3 protein-coding genes are annotated in these 3,050 nt (G+C 48.2%); 2 read left to right on the forward strand and 1 reads right to left on the reverse strand.

What is annotated here, in order from left to right:
* Nucleotides 1-70: 70 nt before the first annotated feature.
* Nucleotides 71-1,486 carry a TldD/PmbA family protein gene (locus tag RMO79_RS07565; protein WP_310482503.1) on the reverse strand — a complete coding sequence of 472 codons (1,416 nt, stop codon included), beginning with the start codon at nt 1,484-1,486 and terminating at the stop codon, nt 71-73.
* A 138-nt stretch (nt 1,487-1,624) separates the two neighbouring features.
* On the opposite strand from RMO79_RS07565, the gene RMO79_RS07570 reads away from it, so the two are divergent.
* Together RMO79_RS07570 and RMO79_RS07575 are read left to right on the forward strand one after the other, a co-directional pair.
* The gene (locus RMO79_RS07570; protein WP_310482504.1) at nt 1,625-2,110 is read left to right on the forward strand and encodes a DinB family protein; all 486 of its coding nucleotides are present in this window, start codon (nt 1,625-1,627) and stop codon (nt 2,108-2,110) included.
* Between the two features lie 46 nt (nt 2,111-2,156).
* Nucleotides 2,157-2,876, forward strand: a complete 720-nt coding sequence (locus tag RMO79_RS07575) for a phytanoyl-CoA dioxygenase family protein (protein WP_310482505.1) — start codon at nt 2,157-2,159, stop codon at nt 2,874-2,876.
* Nucleotides 2,877-3,050 lie beyond the last annotated feature (174 nt).

Below are 3,050 nucleotides of genomic sequence, written 5' to 3' on the forward strand. Positions count from 1 at the left end.
ACGATCGGTGTTGGTGTACATACCTTAACTCACCCTACTGCAAATTGAAAATTAGTTAGATTTAATTCGCTTAATCCTCATCCTCAAAATCTTCCATATCGCCGCCGACAACTACGTCCCGAATCCGCAGGCTCGGCCCACCAACCCCAACCGCTAAGCCACCTTGACCAACTTTCCCGCAGCCGCCAGACTCATCCCAATAAAAATCATCCCCGATGCCTTCAATATCGCCTAGAGTCTTAAATACATTCCCCGATAGCGTTACATCTCGCACTGGTTCGGCAATTTCGCCATTGCGAATCATCCACGCTTCGCCCGCCGTAAAGGTAAACATCTCGCCATTTGTCATCCCCCCCAGCCAGTTGCGCGCATATACACCTTCGGTAATATCTGAAAACAGATCCGCCACAGGTGTTTTGCCACGCTCGATCCATGTATTGGTCATCCGCACGATCGGGGTATGATGATAATTCAGACACCGGGCATTTCCCGTCGCCGCTTCATCTAGTTTCCCCGCTGTCTCCCGCGAGTGCAACCGCCCGACTAATACGCCATCTTCAATCAGTTGCGTCGTCGTTGCGGGTGTCCCCTCATCATCGTACAAATAGCTGCCCCGATGCCCTTGGGGTGCGGCTCCATCAAAAATCTGTAAGTCTTTACTCCCAAATCGTCGTCCCATTGTCATCACTTCCAACAGATCGGGATTTTCATACATCGAATCTGCCTCTGAGAGGTGTCCGAATGCCTCGTGGACGAATAACCCGGTCAAAATGGGGTCGATGACGACAGTATAAGCATTGCCCTTAACAGGAGGCAGGAAGAGGGCAGCCACAGCCCGTTGAGCGGCACTTTCGACCTGGCGATCGAGTCCGATGGTATCTTCATAGGCTTTGCGCGATCCGAGGGTTTCGCGTCCGGTTTGGACGGTATCGCCATTGCGTGCGGTGGCTGCAAACCGAATCTCCATATCTACCCACGACTGTTCGATGAGGGTACCTTCAGATGTAGCGAGGACGACGTGTTGGGCACTATCGCCATAGCTGACATAAGTCGTTGCAATCCGTCTGTCAGTCGTCTGTAAGATTTGGTTGTAATGCTCGCATAATTTCTTCTTATTTGCCAGCGGAATGTGACGCGGATCGGTACCAGTCAGGGGTAAACTACAGCTAGTCTGAATAATCTCGATCGGTGCCAGTATAGTTTCATCTTCGCCGATAATCCGCGCTGCGGAGATCGCTTCTTCGATTCTGTCGGCTAATGTCTCCAGCCGATTGAAACTGGCAAACCCCCAACCGCCTTTATAACACGCCCGCACCTGTCCGCCGACAGCTAGATCTTCACTCAGGGTTTCGACTTTATCACCCCGAATTAAAATATCTGTCCCTTCGGACTCTTCTAGTCTAATCGCTAAATAATCTACCCGATCGCGGTAACGCTTAATCAAGTCTGTCAGGCGGTTTTTGCTATCGACAATGATGGATGGCATGGGAGAGAGATTAGGGGATAGGGGATAGGGGCTAGGGGATGGAAGGAACTTATCTATTTACAATCTAATTTATCGATCGGGATTTTACGACGATTGCGTCTCTTTCGATCTCTATTCTCTATTCTCTATCCCCTAGAAATGAATTACTACACTACAATTTCAAAATACAATCAGTGGATGAATCAGAAGCTGTATGCTGTGTGTGCCGATATTCCTGATGTGGAGCGAAAATCCGATCGTGGGGCTTTTTTTAAATCTCTCCACGGTACTCTCAATCATATCCTGGTTGCGGATCTCATCTGGTTGGGTCGATTTACGCAATCTCCATTTGTCGCCAAACTCGATGGCGAATTATATAATGATTTTAGCGAGTTACGGACAGAACGGGAACGACTCGATCGACTAATTATCGATTGGGCGCAACAGCTTACTCCAGACTGGCTGAATGCAGATTTCACCTACACCAATAGTTCCGGTGTCACCCGTACGCTGCCTCATTGGTTGCTGGTGACGCATCTATTCAACCATCAAACCCACCATCGCGGACAAATTACTACTTTACTAAATCAAATGGGCTACAATCTTGGAGTCACAGATTTACCTGCTATGTTGGATGGGGAATAGCTTGCACTGAGCGACAGCCGAAGTGTGAATAGTGGATAGTGGATTGATGACTGTTCTTACTAGAGAGATCGAGCTGAGTGGATTTAGTATTCTCGATACCTATGTGGATCTAAACTCGTTGGCTAGCCTACCGGAGGTAATCGATCGATTAATTCAAGATATTACCGCTCTCGATTTTCCACCTACCCAAGCAGGAATTAGGAATTTATTAGAACTACTCCCTAGTATCCGCACGTTGGCACAGAGTCAGGAAATTCAATCGTTAGTAGAACCAATTTTAGGCAATCGCGCGCAAGTTGTCAGAGGAATATTTTTCGACAAACAACCTCATGCTAATTGGAAAGTTCCCTGGCACCAAGATCTCACCATTGCCGTCAAAAATCGCCTAGAGGTACCCGGTTTTCATCCTTGGTCGGTCAAAGCCGGAATTCATCACGTTCAGCCGCCTGTGGCTATTTTAGAGCAAATGCTGACGGTGCGAATTCATCTGGATCTTACGGATGAATCGAATGGAGCCTTGAAAGTAATTCCCGGTTCTCACACTCAGGGTAGATTAACCGCACCAGACATCGAGCGATGGAAACAGTCGCTAGCGATTTCTTGTAATTGTCAAGCTGGGGGAATTTTACTAATGCGTCCATTATTATTGCACGCCTCGTCGATCGCGATCGCACCCAGCCATCGCCGCGTTATTCATCTCGAATATGCCAGTTGCCCATTACCATCGGGATTGGAATGGTATTACTCGGATCTCACTCAAAGATGACTAGCTTCGTTTGGGCACCACCTGGGGATGAATCCCCAGGCTAACAGCTCAAGTCCACTGAAGTGGACTGTCAAACTCTTTGTCTTGACGCGCTTAAAATGGAGGGAACCACCAAGTTAAGCGCGTAGCAAGTACACATAAGTGGAAATGAGCTGTTAGCCTGGGGATTCATAC

Origin of the sequence: Chamaesiphon sp. VAR_48_metabat_403 (assembly GCF_031422475.1) — a bacterium.
Classification (GTDB): domain Bacteria; phylum Cyanobacteriota; class Cyanobacteriia; order Cyanobacteriales; family Chamaesiphonaceae; genus Chamaesiphon.

Excerpts from the sequence above, each read along its gene's own strand:
- RMO79_RS07575 (WP_310482505.1), top strand. The coding sequence starts at position 2,157 with ATGACTGTTCTTACTAGAGAGATCGAGCTGAGTGGATTTAGTATTCTC.
- RMO79_RS07565 (WP_310482503.1), bottom strand. The coding sequence starts at position 1,486 with ATGCCATCCATCATTGTCGATAGCAAAAACCGCCTGACAGACTTGATT.
- RMO79_RS07570 (WP_310482504.1), top strand. The coding sequence starts at position 1,625 with ATGAATTACTACACTACAATTTCAAAATACAATCAGTGGATGAATCAG.